This window comes from Streptomyces sp. NPDC059866, assembly GCF_042731325.1.
In the GTDB taxonomy this organism is placed as follows: Bacteria; Actinomycetota; Actinomycetes; order Streptomycetales; family Streptomycetaceae; genus Streptomyces; species Streptomyces flavusporus.
Genome location: NZ_JBHWJT010000010.1, coordinates 162,352 through 175,838 on the forward strand (window position 1 = coordinate 162,352; position 13,487 = coordinate 175,838).

Below are 13,487 nucleotides of genomic sequence, written 5' to 3' on the forward strand. Positions count from 1 at the left end.
CGTACCCCATATGGGTGATTACAGTGAGATTTGACCGTATGTGAATTCCACCCCAGAGGGGGTAGATATGCCCGCTTCGAACAGACGACGGGTCGTCGCCCTGAGCTCGGCTCTTATCGCCGCAACCGTCGTCCTCACTCCGGTCAGCGTTCAGCAAGCAGCCGCGGCCACACCGAGCCAGACTCAGGTCAGTACAGCTTCCACCGCCCCTGAGCAGTACCGGGACCGGGACTACCGGCGGGGCTTCAGGGACGGCTTCCGATTCGGATTCCGCGTGGGCCTGCGGGACTGCCATCGGTACGACCGGCATGACTGGCGCGACCGGTACGACGACAACTACCGACGAGCCGCCGCTGTTCCGGATCGGTACCAGGACTATCGGGACTATCGACGGGGCTTCAGGGACGGCTTCAGAGCGGGATACCGCCAGGGTATGCGGGTGTGCTGAATCCTCCGGGTCGGCCCAGGGAGGTCCTGGGCCGGCTCGCTCACGGTTCGACCCGCGCTGAGGTCGGTGTCACCGACGGTTCCTGAGTGGGGAGTGCCGGGCTGGTCGGGGTGCCGGGTTCGTCGGGCAGAGGGCTTGTGGTGGGGCGAGGGGTGGCGGGCTCGGGCCGCGTTGACGGGGGGCGGGACGGCGAGGGAGTGGAGGGAGGCGGCGTCGCAGGGCCGCTCGCGGGTGGGGGCGCGAGAGGGACCGTCGGGGATCGGGGTGTCTCGGGTGCCGCCAGATGGAGGGGGAGTGCGATGAGGGCGGCGACCGCGCAGGACACGCCGACCCCGGCGGCGGTGCAGAGCAGGCGGCGGCGGGTCGCGGCGCGGCGGATCGCCTCGTATCGGCCCGGGGGTGGGCCGAGGTGGTCGGAGGGGGGCCGCAGGAGCACCGCGAGGGGGTCGTCGGGGTCGAACTCCGGGCCGTCGTCAAAGCGTGTGGTCAAGGCTTCTCCTCAGGTGGGCGCGGAGCAGTTCGCGGGCCGCGTGGAGGTCGGCCTTGACGGTTCCTTCCTTGCGTCCGGTCAGCACGGACACCTCCCGGATCGGCATGTCAGCGTAGTAGTGGAGGAGGATCGGGACGCGGAGTCGTTCCGGCAGGGACTGCACGAGCAGGCGTACGGAGGGGTCGGCCTGTTCGGGGTGGGGGCGGACGGCGGCTTCCGTGGTCGCACGGCGCATGGCCCTGCGCTCGCGCTCCAGCTTGCGCCAGTGGTCCCGGACGAGGTTGGCCGCGGTGACGTAGAGGAAGCCGCGGGGTTCCTCCACGGACGTCCAGCGGGCCCAGAGCCGGGTGAACGCCTCCGAGGCGATCTCGTGGGCCGTCTCGTCGTCGTCGACGAGACGGCGGCACCAGCCGGCGAGACGCGGGTAGAGGGCGGCGAACAGCTCGGACGCTGCCTTGTCGCGGGACCGTTTCAACGCTCTCCATGGTCGTGAGGGCACGTCGTCGTGGGCAGACGTGCTCAGGAAGTCGTGGCGCTCAGCGTGGCGAAGGCGATCACGTTGTCGCGGTACTCGTCGCCGGTGCGGGGGCCGCCGCACGTGATCAGACGTAGTTCCGGACGGTTCACGTTCCCGTAGACGTCGTCGGCCGGGAAGTCCGCCTTGGCCACCGTCCGTACGGTGCTGACGGTGAACACCGCCGCCGTGCCGTTCTCCAGACGCGCGACGATCCGGTCGCCCCGGTGCAGGCGTGCGAGGTGACGGAAGACCCCGTCCCCGTAGGGGCTGACCGTGACATGGCCGAGGATGACCGACGGGCCGATCTGACCCGGTGTCGGCGAGTGCCGGTACCACCCCGCCCGGTCGTCCGCCGTGATGGGCGGCACCTGCACAGTGCCGTCCGGCGCCAACCCCAGCTGCATGACCGGGGTGTCGACGCCGATGGCCGGGATCCGCAGCCTGACCGGGGTCGAACGCCCCAGCGCCTGCGCCGGCTTCACGGTGGGCCGCTGCTGCGGGCTCCGGGGGCTTGCGGTCGTGGCCCGGCCGCTGCAGCCCATGAGCAGCGAGGCCGTCGCGGCGGTGGCGAACGCGCGCCTGGAGAGCGGGGTCATGCTCCGGTCGCCCGGCGGCGGCGTACGACGAAGAACGCGGCGCCGCCGACGCCGAGCACCGCGGCAGCGGCGCCGCCGATCACCCCGTCATCGGTCCCGGACCGCTTGGAGGCCGCCATCACTCCGGTGTCGGGCGCGCCGCTCGGTACGACGGAGACCTGGCTCTCGGCCGGCGCCGGGGTCGGGCCGGTGGTGGCCGGAGGGCGGGTCGGTTCGGCGGTGGGGGCCGGGTCGGTGGTGGCCGGGGGACGGGTCGGGTGGGCCGTGGGGGCCGGGGACGGCCCGTCGGCGAACGCGGGTGCGGTGCTCGCCAGTACCGCGGTGCACGCAAGTGCCATGGCGCTGAGGACAGTTCGGCGCATTGAATCGCTCTCAATCGTCGGGCCGCCCGGGATGCGGCGGGGTGAGTGACGGATCGAGCGGAGAGACGAGGCGGCGGCGGAGCAGGTTGTAAAGAGCTGGCAAAGCGGTTGGTTGGCTGGTCAGAGGGCGTAACAGGGGCATTGTCAGTGGCTGCCCCTACGCTCGGAGGCAATGGCACAGATGTGGCGGTGCTCGGGGCTGCGGTGGGCGGCCGGTGGGCCCGAGTTGGTGTGGAGCGGGGGGCGCGCGAGCGCGCTGGCCTGGGGGAAACGGGTGGCCTTCGGGGTCGTGGAGGGGGGTGTGCGGACGTGCGTGGGTGCGCGGGGGCATGCGTGTCCGGGGAGGGCCGGCGTGCCGGGACGCAGTACCGGGGCGCGGTGCGAGGAGTGTGCGCGGTTGGACCGGGCGCACTCCGTGGCGGCCGATGCGGTTCCCGACGATCCGCGGCCGTATCACGTGTACCTCGCGTGGTTCGGTCCGGGGATGGTGAAGGTGGGGATCACTGCTGTCGAGCGGGGATCGGCCCGGTTGCTGGAGCAGGGGGCGGTCTGTTTCAGCTGGCTCGGTGCCGGACCGTTGATGGCGGCGCGGCGGGCCGAGGAGCTGTTGCGGGCCGCGCTGCGGGTGCCGGACCGGATTCCGTACGCCGAGAAGCGGGCGGTACGGGCCGTGCTGCCGGGGACGGAGGCGGAGCGGGCGGCGGAGATCCGAGAGCTGCACGGGCGGGCGGTGACGCTCGGCGGGTGGCCGGAGTCGCTGGCGCGGGAGCCGTTCCGAGCGGTGGATCATGTGCGGGCGTTCGGGCTGGAGGGGGCGCCGCGCGCGGTCGGGGAGGTGAGCGAGCTCGTCGCCGGTGGGGTGGTGAGTGGGGAGTTGGTGGCTGCCGCCGGGCCTGATCTGCATCTGGCGACCGGAGGGAGGGGCGTCGTCGTTCTGGACACGCGGCTGATGACCGGGTGGGAGCTGGTTCCGGTCGGTGGCGGGGGCGCGGGCGGGGAGACGTCCGTGCCGGTGCGGGAGCTCAAGGGAGGGGGAGGGGGCGGGGTGCAGGACGGGTTGTTCTGATGCGGGCGGGCTGTGATGGCGCAGGTGGGCCGTGATGGCTTGTGGTGATCCGCTCGCAAGCGGTCTCTGCGGTCTCTGCGGTCTCTGCGGTCTCTGCGGTCTCTGCGGCCTCCGCGGCCTCCGCGGTCCTGCGGTCTCCGCGGTCCCTCCCGCGCCCTGCCCCGGCGTTCCCAGGAGCCTCCTGAGAGGTGCCTGTGTGCTTCTCAGGGAAATCACAGGTTGTCGAAAGGGCGCTCTCAGAGCGCGCCTTCATGGTGTCCATCATGACCACGACCTCGCCCCAAGGGCGCACCGAACTGCTGAGGCCGGACGGGAGCCCCGTCCGGGTGCTTGTTGTGGACGACGAGCTGTCGATCACCGAGCTGCTGTCCATGGCCCTGCGTTACGAGGGCTGGCAGATCCGGAGCGCGGGGGACGGCCAGGGTGCCGTCCAGGCCGCGCGTGAGTTCCGGCCCGATGCCGTCGTCCTCGACATGATGCTGCCCGACATGGACGGGCTGGCCGTTCTCGGGCGGCTTCGGCGGGAACTGCCGGACGTGCCGGTGCTGTTCCTGACCGCGAAGGACGCCGTCGAGGACCGCATCGCCGGGCTCACCGCCGGAGGCGACGACTACGTCACCAAGCCGTTCTCCCTCGAGGAGGTCGTCGCACGGCTGCGCGGGCTGATACGCCGGTCCGGTGCCGCCGACCGGCGGTCCGACTCCATGCTCGTCGTCGGTGACCTCACCCTCGACGAGGACAGTCACGAGGTGACCAGGGCCGGCGAGAACATCCACCTCACCGCCACCGAGTTCGAGCTGCTGCGCTTCCTCATGCGCAATCCGCGGCGCGTGCTGAGCAAGGCGCAGATCCTCGACCGGGTCTGGTCGTACGACTTCGGCGGGCAGGCCAATGTCGTCGAGCTGTACATCTCGTACCTGCGCCGGAAGATCGACGCCGGGCGCGAGCCGATGATCCACACCCGGCGTGGGGCGGGCTATCTGATCAAGCCTGCGGCGTCATGAGCCGGCGACGACGGCCGCGGGCGGGCAAGCGCGCAGGCAAGCCGCGCACGCTGCGGACGCGGCTCGTCGTCGCGTCGTTGGTGCTGATCGCCGTGGTCTGCTCGGTGATCGGCACCGTGACCACGCTGGCGCTGCGGTCCCATCTGTACGACCAGCTGAACGGGCAGGTCGTCGAGGCCGGAAAGCGACTCTCGGGGCCCCCGCCCGGGAAACTGGACAAGGAGCTCGCCCTGGGCCAGGACCGGCTCGACGGCTTCATCACCAACGGCCCGACGCAGCCGGACACCGTGGCTGTGCAGGTCGGTGCGAACGGCGCGATCACCAGGGCGGTGGTCGCCGAGCAGGAGTCCGACGGCTTCAAGCGGGTGAAGGCCACCGAGCTGACCGCGGCCCAGCGGGCCGTGTTCGCCGACGTACCCACAACGGGCCACCACACCGTGACCGTCCCCGGCCTCGGTGAGTATCTGGTGCAGTACGTCCAGGGCAACGACGGCAACAACTACTACATCGCCCTGCCGACCGAAACGGTCGACGGCACCATCAACACCCTGATCCTCGTCGAGGTCAGCGTCACCGCCGCCGGTCTCGGCGCGGCCGTCATCGCCGGATATCTGCTCGTCGGTGTCGCGACCCGGCCCTTGCGCAAGGTCGCCGCCACCGCCACCCGCGTCTCCGAACTCCCCCTGCACACCGGCGAGGTCAACCTCAGCGAGCGCGTCCCCGAGTCCGAGACCGACCCGCACACCGAGGTCGGCCAGGTCGGCGCCGCACTGAACCGGATGCTGGACCATGTGCACGGCGCCCTGCACGCACGGCAGCAGAGCGAGACGCGGGTACGGCAGTTCGTCGCGGACGCCAGTCATGAGCTGCGCACGCCGCTGGCATCCATCCGCGGGTACGCCGAACTCACCAGACGCGGAAGGGAACAGGTCGGTCCCGACACCCGGCACGCGCTCGGCCGTATCGAGTCCGAGGCCGGCCGGATGACTCTCCTCGTCGAGGACCTGCTCCTGCTCGCGCGCCTGGACGCCGGGCGGCCGTTGCAGTTCGAGCAGACCGATCTCGTACCGCTCGTCGTGGACACCATCAGCGATGCCCGTGCGGCCGGCATGGAGCACAACTGGCGTCTCGACCTGCCCGACGAACCGGCCCTGGTCTCCGGGGACGCGGCACGGCTCCAGCAGGTGCTCATCAACCTGCTCGGCAACGCCCGCAAACACACCCCGCCGGGTACGACGGTCACCGCGCGCGTGCAGCGGCGCGGCCCCTGGATGTGCGTCGACGTCGAGGACAACGGCCAGGGCATCCCGGCCGACCTGCTCCCGCACGTCTTCGAACGGTTCGCCCGCGGCGACTCCGCGCGCTCCCGCGCCACCGGTTCGACCGGTCTGGGCCTTGCCATCGTGCAGGCGGTGGCGAGCGCGCACGGCGGTGCGGTGACCGTGGACAGCGTGCCCGGACGGACCGTGTTCACGGTGTATCTGCCGGCGTCGGCGCCCCAGCCGGTCGCCGAAACGAACTGGCAGTCGCACTCACAGGCACAGCACAGCGTCAGCACACGGGTGCAACAGGGGGCTTGACAAGAGTCGTTCCCATGCGAACCGACTCTTCTCCCGGCACCCTGCCAGCGCGGGAGCACCTCCCGGCCGCACCAGCCGGTACGCCTGTCCTGGACGTAGTGATTCCCGTCCACAACGAGGAGAAGGACCTCCAGCCGTGTGTGCTGCGGCTGCACCAGCACCTCGCGCGCACCTTCCCGTACCCCTTCCGCATCACGATCGCGGACAACGCGTCGACGGACACCACACCTCAGGTGTCGGCACGGCTGGAGGCGCAGCTTGCGGAGGTCCAGTCCTTCCGGCTGGAGCAGAAGGGCCGCGGGCGCGCACTGCGCACCGTCTGGTCGGCCTCGGACGCCCCGATCCTCGCGTACATGGACGTCGACCTGTCCACCGACCTCAACGCGCTGCTGCCGCTGGTGGCGCCGCTGATCTCCGGCCACTCGGACCTGGCGATCGGCTCCCGGCTGGCCCGCTCCTCACGCGTGGTGCGCGGCGCGAAGCGGGAGTTCATCTCCCGCTCGTACAACCTCATCCTGCGCGGCTCGCTCCAGGCCCGCTTCTCGGACGCGCAGTGCGGCTTCAAGGCGATCCGCAGGGATGTCGCCCAGGTGCTGCTGCCGCTGGTGGAGGACACCGGCTGGTTCTTCGACACCGAGATGCTGGTGCTCGCCGAGCGGGCAGGCCTGCGGATCCACGAGGTGCCCGTCGACTGGGTCGACGACCCCGACTCGACGGTGCACATCGTGAAGACGGCGACCGAGGATCTCAAGGGCGTGTGGCGGGTGGGCAGGGCGCTGGCCACCGGTTCGCTGCCGCTGGACCGGCTGACCAGGCCCTTCGGCGACGATCCGCGCGATCGCGAGCTGACCGACGTGCCCAGGGGGCTGGCCCGGCAGCTGCTCGGCTTCTGTGTGGTCGGCGGTCTGTCCACCCTCTTCTACCTGCTGCTCTACACCGCCTTCCGCGGCTTCACCGGTTCGCAGCTCGCCAACGCGCTCGCGCTGCTGGTCTCCGCGGTCGCCAACACCGCGGCCAACCGGCGGCTCACCTTCGGCGTGCGCGGCCGTGGCGGTGCCGTCAAGCACCAGGCGCAGGGCCTGGTCGTCTTCGGTATCGGCCTGGTCCTGACCAGCGGTTCCCTCGCCGCCCTGAACGCGGCGACCTCCCACCCCGGTCACTCCACGGAGCTGGCCGTCCTGATCGCCGCCAACCTCGCGGCGACGGTGCTGCGATTCCTGCTCTTCCGGGCGTGGGTCTTCCCGGACCGGCGTGAGCAGGACGCGTCGACGGCCGTCACCTCGCCCACCACCCCCTACCACTCGCCCACCCCGCACCAGCCGCACCCGCCGCTGCCCCACCGCTCGGCCAGGGCCCACCAGCCGTACGGCACAGACCACTTCCGCGCCGGTTCCGCCGCGGACCGCACCACCTGGGGGGACGCAACGGTGCAGCTGCAGCCGGTGCGCCCGAACGACACCGACCCGAGGGACTTCCGATGACGACAACGACCGTGCCGGCTCCGCCGGCCGACACACCGACGCCGCCCGCGCCCGACGAACCCGGGCAGAACTTCGTACGACGGCTCTGGCGCGGTCGGCCCGAGGATCCGCGCTGGATCCGCCCCGTGTTCCTGGCCACCCTCCTCGCCATCGGCGCGCTGTACACCTACAACCTCACCGCCTCCGGCTACGCCAACTCCTTCTACTCCGCGGCCGTCCAGGCCGGCAGCCAGTCGTGGAAGGCGTTCTTCTTCGGCTCGCTGGACGCGGCGAACGCCATCACCGTCGACAAGCCCCCCGCCTCGCTGTGGCCGATGGCCCTGTCGGTGCGGCTCTTCGGACTGAACTCGTTCGCGATCCTGTTCCCGCAGGTGCTGATGGCGGTCGCGACGGCGGGCGTGCTGTACGCGTCCGTGCGCCGCCGGTTCTCCGCCGGCGCCGGGTTCGTCACGATGGCGGTGTTCGCGCTCACGCCGGTCGCCGCGCTGATGTTCCGGTTCAACAACCCGGACGCGGCCCTCGCCCTGCTGATGGCGACCGCCGTGTACTGCACCCAGCGCGCCCTGGAGAAGGCGCAGACGAAGTGGCTGGTGTGGGCGGGCACCGCGATCGGCCTCGCCTTCCTGGTCAAGACGCTGCAGGCGTTCCTGATCCTGCCGGTGCTCGCCCTGGTGTACGTCGTCCTCGCGCCGACGAGCCTGAGGAAGCGCATCGGGCAGGTGCTCCTCGCCGGTCTCGCCATGGTCGTCGCCGGCGGCTGGTGGGTGGCGGTCGTCGAGCTGTGGCCTGCGTCCTCCCGCCCGTACATCGGCGGCTCGCAGAACAACTCCTTCCTGGAGCTGACCTTCGGCTACAACGGCCTCGGCCGCATCAACGGCGAGGAGACCGGCAGCGTCGGGGGCGGCGGCTGGGGTGAGACCGGCTGGGACCGGATGTTCAGCTCGTCCATCGGCGGTCAGATCTCGTGGCTGATTCCGGCCGCGCTGATCCTGCTGGTGGCGGCCCTGGTCCTGACACGGAAGCTGCAGCGGACCGACACCGTCCGCGCCGGCTTCCTCCTCTGGGGCGGCTCGCTGCTGATCACCATGGTGATCTTCAGCTTCATGCAGGGCATCTTCCACGAGTACTACACCGTCGCCCTCGCCCCCTGCATCGCCCCGCTGATCGGCATGGGCGCCGCGCTGCTCTGGCAGGAACGCGGCCGGATGCGGGTGTCGCTGACGCTGGCGGCCGCGATGACGGCCACCGCGGCCTGGGGATACGTCCTGCTCAACCGCTCCTCCGACTACTACCCGTGGCTGAAGTGGCTCGTCCTCGCCGGCGGTCTGGTCGCCGCGCTCGGCCTGGTCTTCGTGGGCCGACTTGGGCGGCAACTCGCCCGGGCTGTCGTCGCGTTGGGCTTCGTCGCCGGGCTGGCCGGGCCGACCGCGTACACGCTCACCACGCTGGGCGAGGGCCACACGGGGTCGATCGTGACCGCGGGCCCGTCCGTCCAGGGCGGCATGGGCGGCGGCCGTCCGGGCGGTGGAGGCATGGGCGGCGGGCCCGGTGGCGGTGGCATGCCGGGTCAGCAGAACCAGCAGAACGGACAGAACCAGCAGAACGGACAGCAGCAGGGCGGCGGCATGGGCCAGCCCCCGACCGGCGGCTTCCCCGGCCAGAACCAGCAGGGCCAGCAGGGCCAGCAGGGCCAGCAGGGTGGTCTGGGCCGGCAGAACGGGACCGGTGACGGCGGCGGCATGGGCGGCGCCGGCGGCATGGGCGGCCTGCTCAACGGCGCCTCCGTCAGCGACGAGGCCAAGGAACTGCTGGAGGAGAAATCCGGCGACTACACCTGGGTCGCCGCCGCCATCGGCGCCCAGAACGCCGCGAGCTACCAGCTGTCCACCGGCGACCCGGTGATGTCGATCGGCGGCTTCAACGGCACCGACCCGTCGCCGACGCTGGCCGAGTTCAAGGAGTACGTGGCGGACGGCAGGATCCACTACTTCATCGCCGGCGGCGGCATGGGCGGCGGCTCCGGCAGCGGTACGTCCTCGCAGATCACCTCGTGGGTCGAGGAGAACTTCAAGGAGGTCACGGTGGGATCCGCCACCTTCTACGACCTGACGCAGCCGACGAGTTCGAGCAGCAGCTGACCTACTCCCGACCGATTCCCGCCGTACCGGCTCTCCGCTTCCGCTTCCGTACGGCGGGAATCCGTGTTGTACGCCGTATAGGAACTGTTCTACGGTGTACAACATGTCGACGACCTCCCAGGCGCAGTCCCCGCAGCAAGCCCCGGGCGGCCACCCGCAGCGCTGGCTGATCCTCGGTGTCATCTGTCTCGCGCAGCTCACCGTGCTGCTCGACAACACCGTTCTGAACGTGGCGATCCCCTCCCTCACCGAGGAGTTGGGCGCGGCCACCTCCGACATCCAGTGGATGATCAACGCGTACTCACTGGTCCAGTCGGGTCTGCTGCTCACCGCGGGCAGCGCCGCCGACCGCTACGGCCGTAAGAAGATGCTGATCACGGGCCTGGCCCTGTTCGGCATCGGCTCGCTGGTGGCCGGACTGGCCGACTCCACCGGGCAGTTGATCGCCGCCCGGGCGGGTATGGGCGTCGGTGGCGCGCTGCTGCTGACGACGACTCTCGCCGTCGCGATGCAGATCTTCGCGCCGGAGGAGCACGCCAAGGCGATCGGCATCTGGAGCGCGGTCAACGCGCTGGGCTTCGCCTGCGGTCCGCTGATCGGCGGCTTCATGCTGGACCACTTCTGGTGGGGCGCGATCTTCCTGATCAACCTGCCGGTCGTGGCGCTCGGCCTGGCCGCGGTCGTGGCGCTCGTACCGGAGTCGAAAAATCCGCAGGGCGACCGGCCCGACCTGCTCGGTGCGCTGCTGTCCACCATCGGCATGTCGTCACTGGTGTTCGCGATCATCTCCGGGCCCGAGCACGGCTGGACGTCCGGCCGGGTGCTGGTGAGCGGGGCCGTCGCGGTCGTGGTGCTGGCCGCGTTCGCCTACTGGGAGAGCCGGATCCCGTATCCCATGCTCGACCTGCACTTCTTCCGCAACCAGCGGTTCACGGGAGCGGTCGCCGGCGCGGTGCTGATCACCTTCGGGATGGGCGGGGCGCTGTTCCTGCTCACCCAGCATCTGCAGTTCGTGCTCGGCTACGGCCCCCTGGAGGCGGGGCTGCGGACGGCGCCCCTGGCGCTGACCGTGGTGGCGTTGAACTTCACCGGTGTGGCGGCCAAGTGGACGACGAAGCTCGGCATGCCGGTGTCGATCGCGCTGGGCATGGTGCTGATGTCCGGCGGCCTGGTGTCGATCGCGACGCTCGCCTCCGGCGGATATGCCGGCACGCTGCTCGGACTGCTGCTCATCGGCGCGGGGTGTGCCATCGCCAACCCGGCCATGGCGCACGCCATCATGAGCGCGATTCCGCCGGCCAAGGCGGGTGTCGGCGCGGGGATCAACGGCACGCTGGCGGAGTTCGGGAACGGGCTGGGGGTTGCGGTGCTCGGCGCGGTGCTCAACTCGCGGTTCGCCGCGTTGATTCCGGTGGCGGCGAGTTCGTTGCCGGCGGCGCTGTCCTCGGCGGACGGCGAGGCGGAGCGGGGCCGGATCCTGGACGCGTTCTCCTCCGGACTGGAGAGCAGTCAGCTGGTGGGGGCGGTGGCTGTGTTGCTGGGTGGGTTGCTTGCGGCGGTGCTGCTGCGCCGGGCGGAGCGAGACGCGTGAGAGCTCGGGTGGCATTGTCGTCTTGCGGCTGCGGGATCGTCGTGGTTGTTCGCGCTCACGGTGGGGTCCCCCCGCTCGAGCGAAGCCGAGAGTGGGGGAGGAGCCGCATGTCGATACAGCCCCGCGCCCCTTACCGGCGTTGCAGCCTAGCCTTGTGACCAGTTGACCGGAGTGTCTAGGAAGGTGCGCCCATGGCGAAGGCAGCGGCCGGGCGTTCGGCGCGGAGCAGTGTCTGGCTGGAGGGCAAGGCACCCCGCGGCGGGCGTGGGGGCGGGCAGCCGTCGGGACTGGACCGGGAGCGGATCACCGCGGTGACGGTGCGGCTGCTGGACGCCGAGGGGCTGGCGAAGTTCTCGATGCGCCGGCTCGCCGCCGAGCTGAACGTCACCGCGATGAGTGTCTACTGGTACGTCGACACCAAGGACGACCTCCTCGAACTCGCCCTCGACGCCGCCTACGGGGAGCTCCGGCTGCCCGACCCGGACGCCGACGAGGACTGGCGCGACCAGCTGCGCGCGCTCGCCACCGAGTACCGTGCGCTGTTGGTGCGCCACCCCTGGCTGTCGCCGCTGGCCGGGACGTACCTCAACATCGGCCCCAACAGCCTCGCCTTCTCCCGCGTCGTCCAGCGGGTGATCCGCAAGACCGGGCTGCCGGCGCGCGGCGTCACGGGCGCCATCTCGGCCGTCTTCCAGTTCGTGTACGGGTACGGCACGATCGAGGGCCACTTCTTCGCCCGGGTCGCGGACTCCGGCATGACCCCGGACGACTACTTCCAGCACGCCATGAGCTCGGTGACCGAGGTGCCGGAGACCGCCGAGGTCATCCAGGAGTCCAAGGACATCATGGCGGCCCGCGGCGGCGACACGGTCGCGGAGATGCTGGACCGGGACTTCACCTTCGCCCTGGATCTGCTGGTCGCGGGCATCGAGGCGATGGTGGAGCGGGACTGACCGATCAGTCCCCCGTCCCGGACACCAGCCGCGCCGGAAAGCCCCCCGTCGCCACCGGACCCCACCGCTCCGGTGTGACCCGGATGATCGACTTGCCCTGCTTGACCATGGCCTGCCGGTACTCGTCCCAGTCCGGGTGCTCACCGGCGATGTTCCGGTAGTACTCCACGAGCGGCTCGACCGAGTCGGGCGTGTCGATGACCTCGGCCGTCCCGTCGATCTGGACCCACGGCCCGTTCCAGTCGTCGCTCAGGACGAGAACGCCGACCCGCGGATCCCGCTTGGCGTTGCGGGTCTTGGCCCGCTCCGGGTAGGTCGAGACCACGATCCGCCCCGAGTCGTCGACGCCGCAGGTCAGCGGGGATGCCTGCGGACTGCCGTCGGCCCGTCGGGTGAACAGGATGGCCCGGTGCCGGGGACGTACGAACTCCAGCAGCTCGTCCAGGGAGACACGGGTGTTGGTCGCGATGTTCGGTGCCATGGCGTCAGCTTAGGCTCCCCCCGTGCCTGCGCCGGCGGAAGAATCCCCGGACTTGATAGGCAAGTGTGCACTTGCCTATGGTGTGGTCGTGGCCGAAGAACTCTTCAAAGCCCTGGCCGACCCCACCCGCCGCACCATCCTCGACGAGCTCACGGAGAAGTCCGGACAGACACTGTTCGAGATCTGCTCACGGCTGAGCATGAAGCATCAGCTCGGCATCTCGCGCCAGGCCGTCTCCCAGCACCTCGCCGTGCTGGAGGCCGCCGGGCTCGTCGAGACCAGGCGGGAGGGCCGCTACAAGTTCCACGACCTGAACACAGCCCCGCTGCGGCAGATCGCCGAGCGATGGCACGTGCCCGGCGCATCCGGACCGGAGGAGAGCACCCCATGAAGATCCATCTGACCAGCGTCTTCGTCGACGACCAGGCCAAGGCCGAGCGCTTCTACACCGAGATCCTCGGCTTCGTGAAGAAGCACGACGTCCCGGTGGGCGAGAAGGACCGGTGGCTGACCGTCGTCTCGCCCGAGGAGCCCGGCGGCACCGAACTCCTCCTGGAGCCCGCCGGCCACCCGGCCGTCAAGACCTACCGCGACGCGCTCGTCAAGGACGGCATCCCGCTCGCCCAGTTCGCCGTCGACGACGTGAAGGCGGAGTACGAGCGCCTGCGCGGCCTCGGCGTCCGCTTCATCCAGGAGCCCGTGGAGATGGGCCCCGTCACCACCGCCGTCTTCGACGACACCTGCGGCAACCTGATCCAGATCGCGACACAGCCGCAGTAG

The 13,487-nt window shown here is 70.7% G+C and carries 14 protein-coding genes; 9 read left to right on the forward strand and 5 right to left on the reverse strand.

The window, feature by feature from the left end; all coding sequences use genetic code 11:
• Positions 1–488: 488 nt before the first annotated feature.
• The 4 genes from ACFV7R_RS17670 to ACFV7R_RS17685 are packed head-to-tail and all read right to left on the reverse strand — an operon-like array spanning position 489 to position 2,413.
• Entirely contained in the window at positions 489–938 is a 450-nt protein-coding gene (locus ACFV7R_RS17670) for a hypothetical protein (RefSeq protein ID WP_385264281.1), read from the reverse strand.
• A complete protein-coding gene (locus ACFV7R_RS17675; RefSeq protein ID WP_129798683.1) occupies positions 922–1,413 on the reverse strand; it encodes an RNA polymerase sigma factor in 492 nt (163 codons plus the stop codon). Before ACFV7R_RS17675 ends, ACFV7R_RS17670 begins: the two co-directional genes overlap by 17 nt.
• Before the next feature lie 44 nt (positions 1,414–1,457).
• A complete protein-coding gene (locus ACFV7R_RS17680) occupies positions 1,458–2,051 on the reverse strand; it encodes a class F sortase (protein WP_385264283.1) in 594 nt (197 codons plus the stop codon).
• A complete protein-coding gene (locus ACFV7R_RS17685) occupies positions 2,048–2,413 on the reverse strand; it encodes a sortase-dependent protein (protein WP_385264285.1) in 366 nt (121 codons plus the stop codon). The genes ACFV7R_RS17680 and ACFV7R_RS17685 overlap by 4 nt, the downstream gene beginning before the upstream one ends.
• Before the next feature lie 172 nt (positions 2,414–2,585).
• Between ACFV7R_RS17685 and ACFV7R_RS17690 the strand changes: the two genes are divergently transcribed.
• The 7 genes from ACFV7R_RS17690 to ACFV7R_RS17720 all read left to right on the forward strand — a co-directional run bounded on the left by ACFV7R_RS17690 (position 2,586) and on the right by ACFV7R_RS17720 (position 12,226).
• Positions 2,586–3,479, forward strand: coding sequence for a DUF2797 domain-containing protein (locus ACFV7R_RS17690; protein WP_385264287.1), 894 nt, complete (start codon positions 2,586–2,588; stop codon positions 3,477–3,479).
• Positions 3,480–3,742: 263 nt separating this feature from the next.
• The gene (locus tag ACFV7R_RS17695) at positions 3,743–4,483 is read left to right on the forward strand and encodes a response regulator transcription factor (RefSeq protein WP_385264288.1); all 741 of its coding nucleotides are present in this window, start codon (positions 3,743–3,745) and stop codon (positions 4,481–4,483) included.
• Positions 4,480–6,063 carry a sensor histidine kinase gene (locus tag ACFV7R_RS17700; protein WP_385264290.1) on the forward strand — a complete coding sequence of 528 codons (1,584 nt, stop codon included), beginning with the start codon at positions 4,480–4,482 and terminating at the stop codon, positions 6,061–6,063. Before ACFV7R_RS17695 ends, ACFV7R_RS17700 begins: the two co-directional genes overlap by 4 nt.
• 14 nt (positions 6,064–6,077) lie before the next feature.
• Positions 6,078–7,544 (forward strand): glycosyltransferase, encoded by a 1,467-nt coding sequence (locus ACFV7R_RS17705; RefSeq protein ID WP_385264291.1) that lies wholly within the window; start codon positions 6,078–6,080, stop codon positions 7,542–7,544.
• Complete coding sequence (locus ACFV7R_RS17710; protein ID WP_385264293.1) at positions 7,541–9,682, forward strand: ArnT family glycosyltransferase; 2,142 nt, start codon at positions 7,541–7,543, stop codon at positions 9,680–9,682. The genes ACFV7R_RS17705 and ACFV7R_RS17710 overlap by 4 nt, the downstream gene beginning before the upstream one ends.
• A gap of 103 nt (positions 9,683–9,785) precedes the next feature.
• On the forward strand, positions 9,786–11,273 hold the full coding sequence (locus ACFV7R_RS17715) for an MFS transporter (protein WP_385264294.1): 1,488 nt from the start codon (positions 9,786–9,788) through the stop codon (positions 11,271–11,273).
• 191 nt (positions 11,274–11,464) lie between these two features.
• Positions 11,465–12,226, forward strand: coding sequence for a TetR/AcrR family transcriptional regulator (locus ACFV7R_RS17720; RefSeq protein WP_385264295.1), 762 nt, complete (start codon positions 11,465–11,467; stop codon positions 12,224–12,226).
• Between the two features lie 4 nt (positions 12,227–12,230).
• On the opposite strand, the gene ACFV7R_RS17725 is transcribed toward ACFV7R_RS17720, so the two are convergent.
• Complete coding sequence (locus ACFV7R_RS17725) at positions 12,231–12,707, reverse strand: PPOX class F420-dependent oxidoreductase (protein ID WP_224737193.1); 477 nt, start codon at positions 12,705–12,707, stop codon at positions 12,231–12,233.
• A gap of 88 nt (positions 12,708–12,795) precedes the next feature.
• On the opposite strand from ACFV7R_RS17725, the gene ACFV7R_RS17730 reads away from it, so the two are divergent.
• A complete protein-coding gene (locus ACFV7R_RS17730; RefSeq protein ID WP_385264296.1) occupies positions 12,796–13,098 on the forward strand; it encodes an ArsR/SmtB family transcription factor in 303 nt (100 codons plus the stop codon).
• On the forward strand, positions 13,095–13,487 hold the full coding sequence (locus ACFV7R_RS17735) for a VOC family protein (RefSeq protein WP_385264298.1): 393 nt from the start codon (positions 13,095–13,097) through the stop codon (positions 13,485–13,487). Before ACFV7R_RS17730 ends, ACFV7R_RS17735 begins: the two co-directional genes overlap by 4 nt.

Excerpts from the sequence above, each read along its gene's own strand:
- ACFV7R_RS17695 (WP_385264288.1), top strand. The coding sequence starts at position 3,743 with ATGACCACGACCTCGCCCCAAGGGCGCACCGAACTGCTGAGGCCGGAC.
- ACFV7R_RS17700 (WP_385264290.1), top strand. The coding sequence starts at position 4,480 with ATGAGCCGGCGACGACGGCCGCGGGCGGGCAAGCGCGCAGGCAAGCCG.
- ACFV7R_RS17680 (WP_385264283.1), bottom strand. The coding sequence starts at position 2,051 with ATGACCCCGCTCTCCAGGCGCGCGTTCGCCACCGCCGCGACGGCCTCG.
- ACFV7R_RS17705 (WP_385264291.1), top strand. The coding sequence starts at position 6,078 with ATGCGAACCGACTCTTCTCCCGGCACCCTGCCAGCGCGGGAGCACCTC.
- ACFV7R_RS17715 (WP_385264294.1), top strand. The coding sequence starts at position 9,786 with ATGTCGACGACCTCCCAGGCGCAGTCCCCGCAGCAAGCCCCGGGCGGC.
- ACFV7R_RS17710 (WP_385264293.1), top strand. The coding sequence starts at position 7,541 with ATGACGACAACGACCGTGCCGGCTCCGCCGGCCGACACACCGACGCCG.
- ACFV7R_RS17720 (WP_385264295.1), top strand. The coding sequence starts at position 11,465 with ATGGCGAAGGCAGCGGCCGGGCGTTCGGCGCGGAGCAGTGTCTGGCTG.
- ACFV7R_RS17725 (WP_224737193.1), bottom strand. The coding sequence starts at position 12,707 with ATGGCACCGAACATCGCGACCAACACCCGTGTCTCCCTGGACGAGCTG.
- ACFV7R_RS17685 (WP_385264285.1), bottom strand. The coding sequence starts at position 2,413 with ATGCGCCGAACTGTCCTCAGCGCCATGGCACTTGCGTGCACCGCGGTA.
- ACFV7R_RS17735 (WP_385264298.1), top strand. The coding sequence starts at position 13,095 with ATGAAGATCCATCTGACCAGCGTCTTCGTCGACGACCAGGCCAAGGCC.
- ACFV7R_RS17690 (WP_385264287.1), top strand. The coding sequence starts at position 2,586 with ATGGCACAGATGTGGCGGTGCTCGGGGCTGCGGTGGGCGGCCGGTGGG.